This window comes from Variovorax sp. LARHSF232 (genome assembly GCF_052871435.1).
Genome location: NZ_JBIXJS010000004.1, coordinates 99456 through 113890, shown reverse-complemented (window position 1 = coordinate 113890; position 14435 = coordinate 99456). Strand labels below are relative to the sequence as shown.

The following is a 14435-nucleotide window of genomic DNA, read 5'->3' as shown; positions in this document are numbered from 1 at the left end:
CATGAACGACCGCCTCGCCCGCCCCGAAACCGACGCCAGCCTGCGCATCGCCGCGCTGTTCGACGCCCAGCAGCGCGCTTTCGCCGCGCACCCCTTCCCGACGCTCGACGAACGCCGCGCCAAGCTGCGCGCCTTGAAGAAGCAACTGCATCGCTACCAGGACCTGCTGGCCGACGCCATGAGCCAGGACTTCGGCTTTCGCTCGTTGGCCGAATCGAAGATGCTGGACGTGCTGGGCAGCACGCTGGAAATCAATCATGCGCTGTCGCACCTCAAGCGCTGGATGAAGCCCAGCCGCCGTGCCACCGAATTGCTCTTCCTGTCGAACAGCCTGCAGGTTCGCTACCAGCCCAAGGGCGTGGTCGGCGTGATCACGCCGTGGAACTTCCCGCTCTACCTCTCGCTCGGCCCGATGGCGGCGGCACTGGCTGCGGGCAACCGGGTCATGCTGAAGATGCCCGAGGTCACGCCCAAGACCAACGCCGTGCTGCGCCGCATGCTGGCCGAGGCCTTTGCCGAGGACGAGGTCGCGCTGGTCGGCGAAGAGCTGGAAGACCCGAACGCCTTCACCGCCCTGCCCTTCAACCACATCGTGTTCACCGGCTCGCCCGCGGTCGGCCGCATCGTGATGCGCACCGCCGCGCAGAACCTGACGCCGGTGACGCTGGAGCTGGGCGGCAAGTCGCCCGCTGTGGTGCTGCCGGACTACGACGTGGCCGAGGCGGCCACCCGCATCACCCATGGCAAGGCCACCAACGGCGGCCAGATCTGCGTGTCGCCCGACTATGCGCTGGTGCCGCGCGGCCAGGTCGATGCCTTCGTGGCGGCGGCGCGCAAGGCCTTCGGCGCGATGTACGGCGCCAGCACGCAGGGCAACCAGGACTACACGGCCGTGGTCAACGATCGGCAGCATGCGCGCCTCCAGGCCCTGCTGGAAGACGCCCGGGCCAAGGGCGCCCACATCATCAGCTGCGGCGGCAGCGCGCAGGAGCGGCAGATGCCGCTGCACATCGTGACGCGGCTCACGCCCGACATGCGCCTCGCGCAGGAAGAGATCTTCGGCCCGATCCTGCCCGTCGTCGCCTACGACAAGGTGGACGATGCCATCGGCCACATCAACGCCGGCCCGCGGCCGCTGGCCCTGTACTGCTTCAGCCACGACAAGGCGGCGCGCGAGCAGCTGCTGCAACGGACCCACTCGGGCGGCGTGTCGATCAACGACTGGGGCTGGCACGTGATCAACCACGACGCGCCCTTCGGCGGCATCGGCAACTCGGGCATGGGCAACTACCACGGCATCGAGGGCTTTCGCGAGCTCTCGCATGCGCGCACGGTGTTCAAGCGCCATCGCTTCTTCCCCATCGGCCTGTTCTACGCGCCCTTCGGCAACCTGGCGCAGCGCCTGACGATGAAGTACTTCATCGGTCACGGCGATCCATCGCTGGCCGGCAAGCGCGACTGAGCTGCGCCCCGTTTTCGCTTTGCTTTTCTAGAAGCCGCTTTCGCGCCGCAGCACCGCCAGCGCGTGCGTCGCCCCTTCCACCAGCAGGCTGCTGCGCGCACCGTCGATCTGCAGTTGTCCGCGCGCTTCCTGCCGTGCCGGCGGCGGCCCGTCCAACTGCACCAGCACATGGAAGAGCGCGGGCGTGGGCACCAGCGCTTCGCCCTGCTTGGCGGTGGCCAGCGGCCCGCCATGGCGCGATGACAGCATCGGGTGCTCGAGCTGCGCCACCCGGGTGCTGCCGATGGCCAGCACGCGGCCTTCGATGGGATGCACGTCGCCTTCCGGATAGAAGCGCACGTGGGCGCCGACGCTGATGCGGTGCACCTCGTCGGGCTTGATGTAAGCATCGACTTGCCAACTCGAAGGGTCGTACAGAACGCCCAGCGATTCCCGGGTGCCGGCCCATTGGCCGGCGTGCCAGTTCGGGTCGACGTCGCGCCACTGGCCTGCGAAAGGCGCCTGCAGGGTCAGCCGCTCGATCTCGGAACGCGCGGCCCGGCTTTCCTGCAGCTGCACGTCGAGCCGCTGGCGCATGGCCGCCTCTTCGGCCAGGCCGACCGGTGCGCGCCACACACGGGGCGAACTCAGCGCAGGGCGCTGCGCGCGAGCTGGAGACTGCCGCCGGTGGTGTTGAAGGAAATGGTGGGCGCGCTGAAGTCGCTGAGCGGTGCGCCCAGGCCGATTTCGCCGCTGCCGTGCAGCACGCATTCTTCGCGGCGCAAGGCGATCTCGCCGCTGGCGCCGGCAGTGCCGTGAAAGCGCACCCAGGTGCCATAGGTGCTGACGTCCACCAGCACACAGCTTCCATTGCGCGCCTCGATGCGCGCATGCAGGCGCGAGACGCGCGGGTCGTTCACCACGAACTGCGCCTCGTCCACCCGGCCCATGTGGATCGGCAGCTCGGCCGCGCGGAAACAGGTGCGCACGTCCAGCCAGCTCAGCTCGATCTGGCCGAAGGTGGAGTCGGGCACGCGCTGCGGCTGAACCAGGGTGGCCGGCATGGTGAGGAAGTCCGTCAGGTCGTCCTGCCAGTCGATGCGGTAGACCACCGGCATCTCGTTCTTGCCGCGGATGTTGATCGGCCCCAGGTTGCGAAAGCGCGCGTCGATGCCGCCGAGCTGGTCGATCACCGCCTCGGTGGCCCAGATCTGGCTGGGACCCGCCAGGTCGCTCAGGCGCGAGGCCAGGTTGACCGCATCGCCGTAGCAGTCGCCATCGACCTCGACCACCTCGCCGCTGGCCACGCCGATCTGCAGTTCCATGCGCAAGGGGGCCGGCCAGTTCTGCAGCCGCTTGTGATGGTTGCGCTGCATTTCCAGCACGGCCTTGGTGGCCGCGGCGCCGTTGGCAAAGGTGGCAAAGGCGCCATCGCCGAGCGACTTCACGACGCGCCCACCATGGCTTTCGCACACGCCGCCGATCCATTGAATCAGGCGCGTGACAGTCTCGGTGGCCCGCGCGTTGCCGATGGCTTCGAACACGCGGGTACTGCCCGTGAGATCCGCAAAGACGACAGTGGAATGGACGCCCATGTTCTGTTCTATTGATGCTTCCTGGCTATCGCTCGTCGATTATGGCAAATAGTCACATATTGAACGGGGAACCGCGCTTCGGCCACTTGCAAAACGAGGCAGAAACGGTGCGTTTCGATGATTTGACACAACAAAAACGCCGACTCACCGTGTGCCCTGAAAAATCGTGGAGGCCAGAACAAAAAAGTAATACGAAGGTTGCCATTCCTGCGAAAGTCGATGAGGACTAGTGTGAAGTATGTTGTTTTTAAACAAGAATAAATGTTTCCGCGCTTGTCTGGCCCAGGCCGGGCCCTTAATGTTGGCATCTCTCTCGAAAGTTATTTCGCAGCCTCTCACTTCCTCGCACCATGGTGTCTCTGCGCAAGCTCATTCGCCTTTTGCCGTTGGCGCCTTTTGGCGGCGTTCATCGATCCGAGGAGCGGCGCGCCGGCGAAATTCGCGTGGCCATGCTCAACATGCTGCGCCTGCACACCGGCCATGCTGTCACCCGCGTCGCACAGCGCGTGCAGTTCGCCGGTGACCTGGAAGCGCTCTGGTATCTGCGCCAGGACGTGATGACGGCCCTGAGCGATCTCGACGGCGAGGGCGCAGCCCGCCGCCAGATGAAGCAGATCAACAGCATGTTCAAGGGCCGCCTGCCCGACGCGATGGGCCCCCGCGCCCATCGGCGCATGTCCTGACCCTCCGCGCTGCTGCCCGCCGCTCAATGCGCGTGGGCGTGGCGGTGTCCCCAAACCATGAAGATGTCGCGGCCGTCGGCTGCGAGTTCGACCTTGGCGCCGAAAGGCAGCAGCACCTTGGTCGGCACATGGCCGAATGGCAGGCCGGTGAGGATCGGCACCTTGGGCAGCAGGCTGCGCAGCCGCTCCACCACGCCGGGCAGGCCAAAGCCGCGGTCGTGCGCCGACTTCTTGTAGCCGGTGAACTGGCCCAGCACCACTGCCTTCTGGCGCGCCAGCACGCCGGCGTGGCGCAGCTGGTCGAGCATGCGTTCGACGCGGTAAGGGTGCTCGTTGACGTCTTCCAGGAACAGCACGCCCTTGTCCACCGCCGGGAAGTAAGGCGTGCCCAACAGTGCCGTCAGCACGCAAAGGTTGCCGCCCCACAGCGGGGCCCCGTGAATGCCGCGCAGGCCCTCGCCCACCGCCGCGTCGCGGGCCGGCAGCCGCCAGCCGGTGCCTTCGCCCTGCCCGTACAGCAGATCGTCGAAGCAGGCTTCCATGATGTCGTCGGCGCCGGCTTCAGCGCCGAAGTCTTCGCCCACGGCCGGGCCGGCCCAGCTGACCGCGCCGGTCTTGACCAGCAGCGCGCACTGAAGCGCGGTGAAGTCGGACAGGCCGATGAATTCGGTGCCGCGCTCGATGGCCTTGGCAATGGCCTTGTACGGCAACGCGTCGAGGATGCGCGTGAGGCCGTAGCCGCCGCGCGAGATCAGCGCCGCGTCGGCGCCGCTGGCCGCTGCCCGGCCGATGGCGGCCAGACGCGTGGCGTCGTCGCCGGCGAAGCGTTGCTGGCTCTTCAGTGCCGACTCGTCGACCTCCACCTCATGGCCCAGCGCCTTCAGGCGCTTCACACCGCGCTTGAAGGCGGCCTTGTCGCGCACGGCGCTGGAGGGGGAATAGATGTAGATGTGCTTGCTCATTTCGCGTCGAAGTATCCCATTGCGCACTCGGCCAACGCCCGCGCCTCTGGCGGCGCAACCTGGCGCGCCTTTCTCGGCCGGCCGAACACGCGCAGGGCGGCCTCGTAGCCGCGGTCGGGAAAAGGCGCGCGGCGCGCGGCTTCCAGTTCCGGCGCGGGGCTTTCGTGTGCAATGAGCAGGCCCAGCACGCGCTGCGGCGCCGCGCCCGCCAAGGCCTCGCCCAGCTCACGCATGCTTTCGGCAACCAGCAGCAGCACGCGCTCGATCGCCAGCCGGTCCAGCCACTGCGCCAGCAGCTCGCGATGCCAGTCGAGCGTGTGGAAAGCCTCGCGCTTGGGCTTGTCGCTCTTGCCGAAGCCGATCAGGTCGGGCGCCAGCACGCGCGGCACGCCGGCGGCCAGCAGTGCATCGATCAGCACGCGCTCGTGATGGCTCCACAGGCCGACGCCATGCAGGCACAGGCAGGCCAGGCCGCCCGCTGCTTCCGGTGCCGTGTCGACATAGTTCATGCGCAGGCCCTGCAGCGCCGGCAGCTCGCTGACCTGTTGCTCCGGCCAGGGCGAGGCCGGCAAAGCGTCGAACGCGGACTCGGGCGTGCGCAGGGCGTCGTCGCGCAGCGGCTGCGCCAGCGCCCTCGCCTGCTCGCGCCGGCCGCGGAAGAAGCTTTGCAGCAGCTCGCTGCATTCCAGCGCCAGCACCCCGCCCTGCACTGCCGTCTGGTGATTGAGCTCGGCCTTGGCAAAGAGATCGACCACCGAGCCTGCCGCCCCGGTCCTTGGATCGGCCGCGCCGAAGACCACGCGCGCCAGCCGCGCATGCAGCATGGCGCCGGCGCACATGGCGCAAGGCTCCAGGGTGACGAAGAGCTCGCAGCCGTCCAGCCGGTAGTTGCAAAGCGCTCGCGCACCGGCGCGCAGTGCGGCGATCTCGGCGTGCGCCGTGGGGTCGTGGCCGGCCACCGGCGCGTTGCGCCCCGTGGCGAGCACGGCGCCGTCCTTCACCAGCACCGCGCCGACCGGCACCTCGCCGGCGGCCATGGCGGCACGCGCTTCGCCGAGGGCGAGCGACATCCAGTGTGCGTCGCCCAACAAGGGCTTGCCGCTTGTCGTCACTTGGCGTCGTCGGGCATGGCACGCGGCTGCTGCATGGCGGCGTCCAGCGATTGCCTGAACTGCTCCTGCACCTGCCGCGGGTTCTGCGCGGGCGCCGGCGCAACAACCGCCGCATCGGCAGGCAGGGCCGGCATGACCGCGATGCCCGCGCCGAGCTGCTTCTTGACGAGCAAGCCCACGATCACCAGTGCCAGCAGCACGCCCACAAGTCCCAATGTGCGCATCATTTCTTCAAGCCTCGTTCGAGGATGGCGCCATGCCCAGGCGCTGCATCCAGCCGGCCAGCGCCTGTTCATCCGGCGAGCCGGCCGCATAGATCGCGTGCATGGCCGCGTGCGACTCGGGCCGGTGCTGATTGAGCTTGATCTTGCATTGCAGCTCGGTCACGCGAAGCTCGAAGCCGACCAGGCCGGCCAAGAGCTTGTGCTGGAACTCCTCGCCCAGATCACGCCACTGCTGCGCATAGGCCGGCTCGTGCTCGCCGATCAGGCGCTTGAGCAATGCGTCTTTCTCGTGCGGCGTCTCGACCAGGCGGGCCTGCACCGTGCAATGCCCTTCGTCGTCGGTCGTGATGAGGCTGGCGAAGGCATTGGCGCGCATCAGCTCGATGGCGACGGCGCGGTCCTTCTCGTTGAATTGCGGCGGCAGGTACATGAGGGGCCTGTTCTTTGCTTTGAACTGGCCCTAGTGTGCCAGCGAGGCATAGACCTGAAGCTGGCGCGACATCGCCGCGTTGAACTCGCCCAGGCTGTGCTGCAAGGCCGCCATGGCGTCCGCCACCGCGGCGTCATCGGCCGCTTGGCTGGCCGCCTCGAGCGCTTCGCAATCGCGCACCACCCGACCGGCCCGGACGATGCGCGCGGCGCCCTTGATCTTGTGCGCGCAGGACGCCAGCTGGTCCCGCATGCCTGAACGCATCAGGCTGTCCAGCTCTTCCAGGTCGCCCATGTTGGTGCGCAGCATGGCTTCCAGAAAGCTGGCCTCGATCTTGGCATCGCCGCCCGAAAAATCCTTCAGGGAAGCCAGGTCGAAGGCCGCCCCCTGCGCCTGTTGCAGCGGCTGCGCAGCGCTGTCCGTGGCAGGTTCTGCATGGTCCGGCAGGTGCCGGCGCAGCGCCTCCAACAGCGCATCGACGCTGAGCGGCTTCAGCAGGCACTCGTCCATGCCCACATCCAGCGCCTTGCGCCGCTCATGCTCCTGCACGTGCGCGGTCCAGCCCAGCACCGGGCAATGCGGCAGCTGCTGCTCGCGCTCGATGGCGCGGATCGCGGCCGTGAGCGCGTAGCCGTCCATCACCGGCATCGAGCAATCGGTGATGACGGCATCGAAATTCCCTTCGCGCCACAGCGCCAGTGCCTCCTGTCCGTCCGGCGCCACGGCGTTGCGATAGCCCAGGAAGTCCAACTGCCGCTGCAGCAGCAGGCGATTGGCCGGATGGTCATCCACCACCAGGATCTGGAAGCGGCCGCGCTCGGCCTGCGGCACGACGGGCGCCGGCGGCTCATCGTCCGTGGCCTCTTCCATCTCGGGCGCCGGCAGCACCAGAAGACGCAACGCAACGCTGATGCTGGTGCCCACGCCGCACTGGCTGGTCACCGAGATGTCGCCGCCCATGCGCATGCACAGGCGCTGCACGATGGGCAACCCCAGCCCGGTGCCACCGATGGTGCGCGGACCCGCCGCCTCGGCCTGGAAGAAGGGCTTGAACAGGTTGTTGACGTCCTCCGGCGCGATGCCGATGCCGCTGTCGCGCACTTCCAGCAGCACGGACTCGACGTCGTTGCTCACCCCCTGGCTGCCCAGTTCGATGGTGACGCCGCCCTGGTCGGTGTACTTGATGGCGTTGCTCACCAGGTTGTTGACGATCTGCTTGAAGCGCGTCGCATCGACGGCATGCCAGCGCGCCAGCCGCTCGTCGATGTGAACGGTGATGACAAGGCCGCGCTGGCGCGCCAGGCTCTGGAACACGTTGGCCACCTCGTGCACGATGGGCGCGACCTGCGCAGGGCGCGGCACCACCTCCAGGCCGCCGGCCTCGATCTTGGAAATGTCCAGGATGTCGTCGATCAGGCTCAGCAGGCTGCGCGCCGAATTGCGCGCCAGCTCGGTCGATTCGCGGTCCTGCGCCGTCAGCCGCCCCTCGCGCACCAGCAGCTCGAGCACACCCATCACCGCGTTCATCGGCGTGCGGATCTCGTGGCTCATGGTGGCCAGGAAGTTCGACTTGGCGCGGTTCGCCGCCTCCGCCTTGGCACGCGCCGACTTGATCAGCTCGACCAGATGATGGCGCTCGGTCATGTCGACCGCGCCGCTTACGAAGGCCACCCGTTCGGCGCCGGCACGCAGCGAGATCGGCGCGGCCCAATGCAGGATGCGGCGCCAATGGCCGGCCATGTTCAGATCCAGGTCCTCGTTGAGGACGCTGCCGTCGGCGACCAGTTGCAGGTAGCGCTCGTGGATGGCGCGCACCACGGGTCTGTTCTCGCCGCGCAGGGGGGACTCGAGCAGCGTCTTGCCGGTCACCGCCTGCCGCGGCACGCCGAACAGCCGCTCGTAGGCGGCATTGCAGTACATCAGCCGCGCCTGCGCGTCGCGCACCCCCACCGCGTGCGGCATGCCTTCGAGCATGGCGCGCTGGAAGTGCAACTGGTTCGCGCAGTTCCGCCTCCACCGCCAGCCGGCGTGTCACTTCCTTCTTGAGCGAGCGGTTCCACAGCGCGAACAAGGCCAGGCACAGCAGCAGCGCGCCGCCGCCGATGGACAACCAGCGCACATAGCCCGCCCAGTCGGCCGCGGGTCGGCTGAAGAACATGCCGTTGGCGCGCACCCGGCGCATTTCTTCGGCCGGGATGCTGGCCAGGGTCTTGTCGATGATGGCCTGCAGCTCCGGCCGGTCGCCGCGCACCGCGAAACTGATGTCCACCGGCGCGTCGTCGACCGAGCCGGCGACCTTCAGCCGCTGGGGAAAGAACTGGCGCACGATGTAGTTGGCGCTGTCGATGTTGCCGATGGTCACATCGGCCTGGCCGGCGGCCACGAGCTCGTAGGTGGCCGCCACCGAGTCGGCCGGCACCAGGGTGACGCTGGGCACCGCCTGCTTGATCAGTTCGGCCACCGCATTGGGCGCAAAGTAGGCGATGCGATGGCCGGCCAAGTCCGACAGCTGCCGCAGGTGAGGGTCGCCGATGCGGCAGACGATCACCCAGTGGTCGCGGAAATACGGCTCCGACAGGCGCATGCCCGCCGGCAGCGGCTGGCCGCGCATGACGGCGGGCAGGATGTCCGCCGCCCTTCCGCCGTCACCGGCCTTGGCCGGCTCGAAGCGCAGGCCGGTCTCGCTTTCGATCTTGTCCATGACCTGCAGCGACAGGCCGGCGTAGCGGCCACGGTGATCGACGAACATGAAAGGCATGAAGTCATTGACCGGCGCCCAGCGCACCACCGGGTGCTCGGCCATCCACTGGAGCTCGGCCTCGGTGAAGTTGACGCGCTCGAGCAGGTAGCCGGTCTCGACGCTGGGCGACCAGCGCGCCCGCACGTCCGTATGCACCCGCCGCGGCAGGGCTTCGAGCGCCCGGTCCACGAGCAGGGCCAGCATGGCGTCGTCGCGGCGAAAAGCAAAGTGCATCCCGCCCGGGTCGGTGTCCGCGAAGGTGGCCAGGCGCAGGTTGGTGAGCTGGTAGTGGTCGATCAGGTAGCCCGTCGTGGAGTGCAGGTCCACGAAGGCGTCGAGCTGGCCGGACGACATGGCGGCCACGCCCAGAAAGGCGCTGCTTTGGGGCATGAGCTGCGCCTGCGGATAGGCGCGGCGCAGCGCCTCCAGCGACACATGGCCGTCGACGTAGCCCACGGTGATGAGGCCGGTGCGCAGGATGCGCCTGGTGCCCGACGTCACCTCCACCGGCCGCAGCGCGAAGTAAGGCTGCGACAGCGCCACGCCCTGCATGGGGGTGTTGGCGCGCATCGTGGGCACGATGTCGACCCGGCCCTCTCGCAGCGCCTGCAGCGCCTCCTGCCGGTTGACGAAGACCTCGATGCGGGTCTGCACGCCCAAGGCCATGGTCACCGCGTCCAGGTAGTCGGCCGACACGCCCTCGTACTCGCTGTTGAGTCCGATCAGGTCGAAGGGCACGTAGTCATTGGCCACCACGCCGACGCCGATCACGCGCCGCCGGTCCAGCCAGGCGCGCTCCTGCTCGTTGAGCGCCATCGCGAGCTTCGGGATGTTGGTGAAGCCCACCAGCCGCGGCGCGTTCGTCGCCGGCGGCGGTGTCTGCTCGCCCTGCCCCGCCAGAGGCAGCAGCGCGCAGGCCGCCAGCAGCAAAGCCCGCGACCATTGCCACAAGCCGGCCCGAACGTCAGGCATGGCAGCGCGGAAGAAGAGCCGGCTCCTTAGGTGACAAGGTTGTTGGCACGTGCGAAGTCCACCAGTTCCACCAGCGTGGAAATGTTCAGCTTCTCGAACAGGCGCGTCTTGTAGCTGCTCACCGTCTTGTTGCTGATCAGGAGCGCCTCGCCGATCTCCTTGTTGCCCATGCCGCGCGCCAGCAGCTGCAGCACGGTGAGCTCGCGGTCCGACAAGGTCTTGATCAGCTCGGCCGGACCGGCGCCCGCCCTGCTCGACAAGGCGCCCAGTGCCGAACTCGGGAACACGCCGTAGCCGGCCAGCACCGACTGGGCCGCCTGCACGATGGCGCTCATGCCCTCGGACTTGCTCAGGAAGCCGTTGGCGCCGGCATGCAGCGCGCGCGTGGCGAAGATGCACTCTTGCTGGGCCGAGAGCACCAGCAGCTTGATTTCCGGGTTGGAAGTCTTGACGCGCTCGATGAGTTCCAGGCCGTTCATCTTCGGCAGGTCGAGATCGAGAATCACCAGTGCGGGCTGATGCTCCCGGATGGTGGTGAGGGCCGCGGGCCCGCTGTCGGCTTCACCGACGATCTTGAACGAGCCGCTGGTTTCCAGGACCGATCGAACCGCCAGCCGAATGGCCGGATGATCGTCGACGATGACTGTGCTGTGCATGTTCCCTCGCTCCTGTCGAGATGTGCCCCAAATCCCCCTGTGAGCGTCACCATGGGCAACGACGAGACGCCTTGCAATCGCCGGGCGATTCTAGGCGCCGCGGCGAAGATTCAATACGTGGTCTGGCAGGGGATGAACGCCGCGCGCGAAGCTGCCTGCATACGCAAGCTGGCGGCGACCCCTCGGTTGAGCAGATGTCTCCCGCAAAAGTTCAGCCGGCCTCGTCGTGAGCGGCGTACTTTCGAGCTAATCCGTGATCAATCGCACAGCAGCGCCGCTAACATTCCGTGCCGGCATTCAGGCCGGCGCCATGGCCGAGTGCTCGGCGCGCCAACGCACCCACTGGCGCCAGACCACGGGCGCGACCAGCACCATGCCGGCCAGCGTGATGCCCAGGCCCGGCGCAATCAGCAACACCGCAGCGACCACGCACAGCAGCCGTTCCCAGGGCCGCATCGCCACCAGGAAGTAGCGGCTCAACGCAGCGGCCAGCGCGGTGATGCCGAGCACGCAGCCAACAAAGGTGACCACGAAGTCGCCCCAGTTGAAGCCCTTGGTCACCAGCAGCAGGCTGGGCGAGAAGACGAAGACGAAGGGCACCAGCACCTTGCCCAGCCCCAGCCGGAAGGCGGTGTTGCCGGTGCGAAAAGGATCGCCCCCCGCCATGCCGGCGGCCGCGTAGGCGGCCAGCGCCACCGGCGGCGTGATGTCGGCCAGCACCCCGTAATAGAAGACGAAGAAGTGCGCCACCAGCGGCTCCACGCCCATCATCACCAGGGTCGGCGCCGCCACCGTCACCATGATGATGTAGTTGGCCGTGGTGGGAATGCCGCAGCCCATCAGGATGCAGACCGCGCCCGTCATCAACAGCGCCGAAAACAGCGTCATGCCCTGCACCGAAGCCAGCCAGGCCGGCACCACGGCTGCCATGCCCTGCGCCAGCACCTGCGCGGCATTGGTGATGATGTAGCTGACCTTGAAGCCGACGCCCGTGAGCGTCACCACGCCGATCACCAGTCCCACGGTGGCCGCTGCCGCGCCCACTGCCAGCGCGTACTTGGCGCCGGTTTCCAGCGCCTCGGGCACCACCGACAGCGGCATGCGGCCGCGCAGGCCGGCCAGGCTCCGCGCGCCCCACAGCACCAGTGCGCCGGCGATGAACAGGGCGAGGCGGATGGTGTCGGTCTGCGCACCCCAGTCGACAAAGGTCAGCAGCACCAAGAGCCCATGCAGCACGGCCAGCAATGCCCAGTTGGCGATGCGGTTGCCGCGGGTCTGCACGCTCAGGCCGACGATCAGGCAGGAGGTGATGCCGGTGAAAGCCGCCAGATAGGGCGTGCGTCCGGTCACCAGGATGCCGATCAGGAGGACCAGCGGGATCAAGGTGGGCCAGCGCTCCCGCAGCGACTCGCGCAAGCGGGGCAGTTCGGCCTCGGTCAGGCCACGCAGGCCGTCGCGCTTGGCCTCGAAATGCACCTGCATGAAGACGCCGAAGAAGTGCATGAACGCCGGCACCACTGCCGCGGCGATGATGGTCTGGTAGGGCACGTTGAGGAACTCGATCATCAGGAAGGCCGCCGCCCCCAGCACCGGCGGCGTGATCTGCCCGCCGGTGGACGATGCGGCTTCGACCGCGCCCGCGAATTCGCGCTTGTAGCCCACGCGGATCATTGCCGGGATGGTCAGCGAGCCCACCGTGACCGCATTGGCCACCGAAGAGCCGCTGAGCATGCCGAACATGGCCGAGCCGAACACGCTGACCTTGGCCGGCCCGCCGGCAAAGCGCCCGGCGACGCTGGAGGCGATGTCCAGGAACAGCTGGCCCAGCCCGATGCGCGTGGCCATCACGCCGAACAGCACGAAGTGAAAAACGTAGGTCGCCACCACGCCCACCGCCACGCCGTAGATGCCCTGGCTGGTGAGGTATTGGTGGTTCACCAGCTGCGACCAGCTGGCGCCGGCATGCTTGAGCAGGCCCGGGAAATACGGCCCGGCCATGGCGTAGATGGAAAAGCCGATGGCGATCAGAGGCAGCGGCCAGCCCATGCTGCGCCGCGTGGCCTCCAGCAAGGTGATCATCAGGATCGAGCCGAACAGCACGTCCGTGAAACTGGGGTTGCCCACCCGAAAGGCCAGGTCGGAAAACACCATCGGGATGTAGAGCACGCTGGCGGCGCAGGCCAGCCCCAGCAGCCAGTCGACCAGCGGCACGCCGCCCGGGCTCCACCAGCGGTTGGCCACCGTCGATGCCTGCTGCCCCTTCTTGCTGGCCGAGAACACCAGGAAGATCAGCCCCAGCACGAAGGCCAGGTGCACCCCGCGGTGGGTGATCTCCTGCAGCAGGCCGAAGCCCGCCGTGTAGTAATGAAAGCAGGACAGCGCGATCAGAAGCCACTTGATGATCTGCGTGGCCGGCGGCACCGTGGGGCGGAACCGCATCTCGGGATCGAACTTCTCTTCCAGCTCCTGCAGCGTCTTGTCGTCGGGAAGAGCCGCACCGGCTACTGCAGCGGCGGCAGCGGCGGTCACTTCAGCAGGCCCGCTTCCTTGTAGAACTTCTCAGCACCCGGGTGGTAGGGAATGCCGACGCCGCGCACCGCGTTTTCCTTGGTGATGAGCTTGCCCTTGGCGTGGCCGGCCGCCAGTGCCGTCTGCGCCGCCTGGCCATACAGCGCCTTGGTGATCTGATAGACCACCTCGGTGTCGGCCTTGGCGCTGGTCACCCACTGGGCGCCCACCGCCAGGGTCTGCGCCGCGGCCACGTCCTTGTAGGTGTTGGCGGGGATGGTGTCGGCCGCGAAGTACGGGTTCTTGGCGCGCAGCGCGTCGGCCTCGGGCCCAGCCAGCGGCACCAGCTCGATGCCCGCGCCGCTGGACGCCAGCTCGGCGATGGCGCCAGCCGGCGCGCCGCCGACGAAGAAGAAAGCGTCGAGCGCACCGTCCTTGAGCTTGTCGCCAGCCTGGTTGGGTTTGATGTATTCGGGCTTGATGTCGCCCTCCTTCACGCCATAGGCGGCCAGCACCATGCGAGCGTTGATCAGCGTGCCCGAGCCCGGCTCGTCCAGCGCCACGCGCTTGCCCTTGAGGTCTGCCACGGTCTTGATGCCGGTGCCCTTCTTGGCCACCAGGTGGATGCTTTCCGGGTACAGGTTGGCGATCATGCGCAGCTCGGCCACCTTGGGCTTGCCCTCGTAGGGGCCGGTGCCGGTGAAGGCCCAAGTCGCCACGTCGGCTTGCGAAAAGCCCGACTCCATGGCGCCGCCGGCGATGGCATTCACGTTGGCCAGCGAGCCGTTGCTGGCTTGCGCCGTCACCACGATCTTGCCCGGCTGCGACACCGCGTTGGCGATCATCCCGCCCACCGGGTAGTAGGTTCCGGCGGTGCCGCCGGTGCCGATGCGAAAGAACTGCTGCGCCTGCGCCGACGAAACGCCGGCCAATGCCATCACGGAAACCAGGGCACCTGCTGCCAATTGCCTGAACTTCATCGTCATGTCGAGAACTCCTCGTTGGTGTGCGGTGGCCGACCCTACGACAGGGCGGCGCGTCTTTGCATGGGGGAAGCCCGCAGGCAGGTGAAGCAGGAGGCATGCCTGGCCAGGCACGCAGAACTCGCCCTT

12 protein-coding genes and 1 pseudogene are annotated in these 14435 nt (G+C 67.8%); 2 read left to right on the top strand and 11 right to left on the bottom strand.

The window, feature by feature from the left end:
• The first annotated feature begins 1 nt into the window (after position 1).
• Positions 2-1462, top strand: coding sequence for a coniferyl aldehyde dehydrogenase (locus ACIPRI_RS12725; RefSeq protein WP_446621813.1), 1461 nt, complete (start codon positions 2-4; stop codon positions 1460-1462).
• A gap of 27 nt (positions 1463-1489) precedes the next feature.
• Here ACIPRI_RS12725 and ACIPRI_RS12720 read toward each other — a convergent pair whose 3' ends face one another.
• Positions 1490-2077 carry an HlyD family efflux transporter periplasmic adaptor subunit gene (locus tag ACIPRI_RS12720; protein WP_446621812.1) on the bottom strand — a complete coding sequence of 196 codons (588 nt, stop codon included), beginning with the start codon at positions 2075-2077 and terminating at the stop codon, positions 1490-1492.
• Positions 2078-2088: 11 nt separating this feature from the next.
• Positions 2089-3036: an adenylate/guanylate cyclase domain-containing protein gene (locus ACIPRI_RS12715; RefSeq protein ID WP_446621811.1), complete on the bottom strand. Its 948-nt coding sequence runs from the start codon at positions 3034-3036 to the stop codon at positions 2089-2091.
• A 350-nt stretch (positions 3037-3386) separates the two neighbouring features.
• Between ACIPRI_RS12715 and ACIPRI_RS12710 the strand changes: the two genes are divergently transcribed.
• Positions 3387-3719 carry a hypothetical protein gene (locus ACIPRI_RS12710; protein ID WP_446621810.1) on the top strand — a complete coding sequence of 111 codons (333 nt, stop codon included), beginning with the start codon at positions 3387-3389 and terminating at the stop codon, positions 3717-3719.
• A gap of 23 nt (positions 3720-3742) precedes the next feature.
• On the opposite strand, the gene ACIPRI_RS12705 is transcribed toward ACIPRI_RS12710, so the two are convergent.
• The 9 genes and pseudogenes from ACIPRI_RS12705 to ACIPRI_RS12665 form a co-directional block, all read right to left on the bottom strand.
• On the bottom strand, positions 3743-4681 hold the full coding sequence (locus ACIPRI_RS12705; RefSeq protein WP_446621809.1) for an LD-carboxypeptidase: 939 nt from the start codon (positions 4679-4681) through the stop codon (positions 3743-3745).
• Entirely contained in the window at positions 4678-5769 is a 1092-nt protein-coding gene (tadA, locus tag ACIPRI_RS12700) for a tRNA adenosine(34) deaminase TadA (protein ID WP_446622097.1), read from the bottom strand. Before tadA ends, ACIPRI_RS12705 begins: the two co-directional genes overlap by 4 nt.
• Positions 5770-5789: 20 nt before the next feature.
• Entirely contained in the window at positions 5790-6020 is a 231-nt protein-coding gene (locus ACIPRI_RS12695) for a hypothetical protein (protein ID WP_446621808.1), read from the bottom strand.
• A 4-nt stretch (positions 6021-6024) separates the two neighbouring features.
• On the bottom strand, positions 6025-6447 hold the full coding sequence (locus ACIPRI_RS12690; protein WP_446621807.1) for an FMN-binding negative transcriptional regulator: 423 nt from the start codon (positions 6445-6447) through the stop codon (positions 6025-6027).
• 30 nt (positions 6448-6477) lie between these two features.
• Positions 6478-8421 (bottom strand): ATP-binding protein, encoded by a 1944-nt coding sequence (locus ACIPRI_RS12685; RefSeq protein WP_446621806.1) that lies wholly within the window; start codon positions 8419-8421, stop codon positions 6478-6480.
• A 988-nt stretch (positions 8422-9409) separates the two neighbouring features.
• Positions 9410-10003: pseudogene (locus ACIPRI_RS12680) on the bottom strand (transporter substrate-binding domain-containing protein); the annotation flags it as partial.
• Between the two features lie 182 nt (positions 10004-10185).
• Positions 10186-10815 (bottom strand): response regulator, encoded by a 630-nt coding sequence (locus tag ACIPRI_RS12675; RefSeq protein ID WP_446621805.1) that lies wholly within the window; start codon positions 10813-10815, stop codon positions 10186-10188.
• 297 nt (positions 10816-11112) lie between these two features.
• Positions 11113-13254, bottom strand: a complete 2142-nt coding sequence (locus ACIPRI_RS12670; protein WP_446622096.1) for a TRAP transporter permease — start codon at positions 13252-13254, stop codon at positions 11113-11115.
• A gap of 86 nt (positions 13255-13340) precedes the next feature.
• Positions 13341-14303, bottom strand: coding sequence for a TAXI family TRAP transporter solute-binding subunit (locus ACIPRI_RS12665; protein ID WP_446622095.1), 963 nt, complete (start codon positions 14301-14303; stop codon positions 13341-13343).
• Positions 14304-14435 lie beyond the last annotated feature (132 nt).

What these genes read in the sequence shown, in the direction of transcription:
- ACIPRI_RS12670 (WP_446622096.1), bottom strand. Translation starts at nt 13,254, where the DNA reads ATGCGGTTCCGCCCCACGGTGCCGCCGGCCACGCAGATCATCAAGTGG.
- ACIPRI_RS12675 (WP_446621805.1), bottom strand. Translation starts at nt 10,815, where the DNA reads ATGCACAGCACAGTCATCGTCGACGATCATCCGGCCATTCGGCTGGCG.
- ACIPRI_RS12705 (WP_446621809.1), bottom strand. Translation starts at nt 4,681, where the DNA reads ATGAGCAAGCACATCTACATCTATTCCCCCTCCAGCGCCGTGCGCGAC.
- ACIPRI_RS12685 (WP_446621806.1), bottom strand. Translation starts at nt 8,421, where the DNA reads ATGCTCGAAGGCATGCCGCACGCGGTGGGGGTGCGCGACGCGCAGGCG.
- ACIPRI_RS12725 (WP_446621813.1), top strand. Translation starts at nt 2, where the DNA reads ATGAACGACCGCCTCGCCCGCCCCGAAACCGACGCCAGCCTGCGCATC.
- ACIPRI_RS12665 (WP_446622095.1), bottom strand. Translation starts at nt 14,303, where the DNA reads ATGAAGTTCAGGCAATTGGCAGCAGGTGCCCTGGTTTCCGTGATGGCA.
- ACIPRI_RS12690 (WP_446621807.1), bottom strand. Translation starts at nt 6,447, where the DNA reads ATGTACCTGCCGCCGCAATTCAACGAGAAGGACCGCGCCGTCGCCATC.
- ACIPRI_RS12710 (WP_446621810.1), top strand. Translation starts at nt 3,387, where the DNA reads ATGGTGTCTCTGCGCAAGCTCATTCGCCTTTTGCCGTTGGCGCCTTTT.
- ACIPRI_RS12715 (WP_446621811.1), bottom strand. Translation starts at nt 3,036, where the DNA reads ATGGGCGTCCATTCCACTGTCGTCTTTGCGGATCTCACGGGCAGTACC.
- ACIPRI_RS12695 (WP_446621808.1), bottom strand. Translation starts at nt 6,020, where the DNA reads ATGATGCGCACATTGGGACTTGTGGGCGTGCTGCTGGCACTGGTGATC.